This window comes from Vibrio sp. 1402 (genome assembly GCF_033340275.1).
This window is the reverse complement of sequence record NZ_JAWOWE010000121.1, coordinates 1-940: the sequence shown is the minus strand read 5'-3', so window position 1 is coordinate 940 and position 940 is coordinate 1. Positions and strand designations below refer to the sequence as shown.

Annotated in this window: 2 protein-coding genes; both read left to right on the top strand. The window is 50.7% G+C overall.

The genetic code is table 11. The annotated features are described in order from the left end of the window. The first annotated feature begins 137 nt into the window (after positions 1–137). Positions 138–449 carry a hypothetical protein gene (locus R7044_RS24555; RefSeq protein ID WP_001447539.1) on the top strand — a complete coding sequence of 104 codons (312 nt, stop codon included), beginning with the start codon at positions 138–140 and terminating at the stop codon, positions 447–449. 8 nt (positions 450–457) lie between these two features. Then, positions 458–940: hypothetical protein (locus R7044_RS24550; RefSeq protein WP_225455916.1), on the top strand; the 483-nt coding region annotated here is incomplete at its 3' end.

Here is a 940-nt window from a genome sequence, read left to right as displayed (position 1 = left end):
TCATGGGGCCGGTTCAGTGGAGAGGTAGGCTTTAACGCCGCCGAGATCATGATGAAACAGGCCAAAGACAACCCAGAAAAAGCAGAAGAGCGCTGGGCGTTCCTGCTTAGTGAAGAATGGATGGTGGAGTAATTGTCGTGACAGAACAAACCAATAAGAAATTGATGCTGGATGAGTCTCCAGATATGCCCCTGCAATTCAAGTGGAGAAAGTTTGGTGGTGCGATTTTTACTGCCACGCAAACAATGGAGCACGTCAAGGAAGGACGTAAGCTCGGGCCGACTCCAGCAGGGATGCTACCTCAAGAAGTGTGGCTGAACCGCCTGATCGCTATGGAAGAAACCCTGCCACGAGGGAAGTTTTTTGACAGATTCCGCCGCCGCGACAAAAACGAGCAGTATGACTTGGCCGCCGATCATCTCCGTCTTGTCGGAAAGAAAAAGCGATAGGGGGATAGATGAAAGCCCAGGCATACCCACCATCAGTCATTCGTAAAGGCGCTGTGTTGTACGCAGCCCTTTATTACATCTCTGATGATGATAAAGCAAAGGTCGAGGTTACAGAGTGGATAGTTCGCTCTATTCAGAAACGACGCAACTCAACCAGCGATCAACGCTCTGTCAATCTTGCCCAAAAGTTAGATGGGATTACGTGGGGGAAAAGGTCACGGAAGAATGGGGACTTTGGTTGGTTGCCATCTATACCGAGCTGGTGCTTGAAGCAGTTCCGGGAAGGTGGCGAATTGCCTTTTGGCGTTTATACGACGCGACTGGCCGCTCTCAAGTTTGCGAAAGTCAGCTTGCAGGAAGAGGTCCAATATTGCGAGGCCGAGCTGAAAAAGGCTCAGACAGAAGAGGATACTCAGGAACTCCAAGAGGAGCTGGCGGAGAACCAGAGACTTCTGAAAGCTGCTGGAGCAATGGTGAAGCGCGAGCAAAAC